The 1,595-nt window shown below is 60.4% G+C and carries 2 protein-coding genes; one reads left to right on the forward strand and one right to left on the reverse strand.

Features of this window, described 5'->3' with window-relative positions:
- Window positions 1–130: 130 nt before the first annotated feature.
- Window positions 131–769 carry a sigma-70 family RNA polymerase sigma factor gene (locus ABX749_RS32300; protein ID WP_145220351.1) on the reverse strand — a complete coding sequence of 213 codons (639 nt, stop codon included), beginning with the start codon at window positions 767–769 and terminating at the stop codon, window positions 131–133.
- Between the two features lie 153 nt (window positions 770–922).
- Here ABX749_RS32300 and ABX749_RS32305 point away from each other — a divergent pair.
- Window positions 923–1,595, forward strand: a 673-nt coding sequence (locus ABX749_RS32305; protein ID WP_372899662.1) for a hypothetical protein, incomplete at its 3' end; no start/stop codon positions are given.

The following is a 1,595-nucleotide window of genomic DNA, read 5'->3' on the forward strand; positions in this document are numbered from 1 at the left end:
AAGAATCGGAGGAAGGGGTGGCGTCTTCGCATCGACCACCATCAGGGGCCGCAACGGAGAGGGCGGGGGGCGCGCCCCAACAGTGAGTGGGCAGTGGTCAAGGGTCTGCAGACCACGGCCGCTTTCGGACCTACATGTACGGATTGTTCTTCGGATCAATGATCGTTCGCAACTTTTGCAGACCTCGTTTTAACAAGCCGGCGACGGCGGTGTCGGATTTTCCCATCCGCTCGACGATCATTGCCAGCGGTAAACCTTCCATGTAACGCAATCGGATCGCTTCGGCCTGCGTTTCGGGCAATTGGTGCAAGGCTTCCAGCAAGGCGATGGCGGTTTCTTCTTTGATCACCACACCGGATGGGCTGGTGGTGCTGCCCGGCAACTGGGCGATCCAGGGTGCTCCGCCGGAATCGTTTCCCGCTTTCGCATCGGCATTGACTTCACGTCGAATACTCCGCTTTTGCGTCATCACGTGACGCGTCACGGCCGTGGCGACGTTGTTTTTCAGCATTCCGCGCAACCACGCGGCGAACTCTCCCGGTGAATCCCCGCGAAACGAATGCAGGTCGCGTTTTGCTTCCAAAAAAGTGATTTGAACGATGTCTCCCGGATCGACGCGACGGCGAAGCTGTTCGGACAAATTGCGATGCGCCAACATCAACAAGTACCCGCGATACTGTTCCAGCAATTGCCCCAGCGCCGAATTATCGCCGGCTTTGGATGCGACCACTAATTCGGTCGTCGACATGTCTCCATCAGTTGCGGTCATCAATCAAATTCTGGACAATGTTGGTGCTCGGCGGATGCGAGACAGTTTATCTCATGAATGGTGGTCCCAAAGCCAACGGAGCCTGTTCGTCGCCGATTTTTCGCCTCTTCACCATCCTTCCCTCCCCAACTTCGGCAGACTTCAACGATGTCCATGCGTCACACCGATCAAAGGCCTTTCCGACAACGGGCTCGGAAGCTGTCCCGTGTTCTGGTCGTCTTCGCAGCCGCCCTCGTCATCGGCTGCGGCGGCGCGCCGAGCGACAACCCGCCGCCCGAACCGGCCGCGGTCGACGCCGGCGATTCGGCGGTCAGCGAGAACGCCGGCGAATCAACCACCCCTGCGGCACCGGCGATGTCCGCGTCCCAGACGCCGGCGGTGCCGGCTGCCGGCACCGGGATCCAGCTTCCCGATCAAGCCGTCGAAATCGACAATCAAACCGACGCCCCCTCGACCCAAGGACAGCCTGAATCCGGCGGACCGACCCAGCCGGGGGCCGGCGGCATTGAAATGCCCGATCTCGACCCCGCCCCCCCATCGGACGAATCGGCTGCCAATGCCGGGCCAAGCGACGGCGGCGTGGACTTGCAATTCGCAGCCTGGCCGGCGATCGAATCCCACGCAAAATCGACCGGAAAAATCACCGTCGTCGACCTCTGGTCCACCGTTTGCGAACCCTGCATCAAGGAATTCCCCGGCCTCGTTCGGCTTAGCAAATCCATGTCCGACGACGTGGTCTGCATCGGCGTGTCGGTAGACTACGACGGACGAAAATCACGTCCGCCGGAATACTATTCGGAAAAGGTCACCGCGTTCCTGCGTGCGA

Source organism: Stieleria sp. (assembly GCF_041595215.1).
Lineage (GTDB): Bacteria > Planctomycetota > Planctomycetia > Pirellulales > Pirellulaceae > Stieleria > Stieleria magnilauensis.

What these genes read in the sequence shown, in the direction of transcription:
- ABX749_RS32300 (WP_145220351.1), bottom strand. Translation starts at nt 769, where the DNA reads ATGACCGCAACTGATGGAGACATGTCGACGACCGAATTAGTGGTCGCA.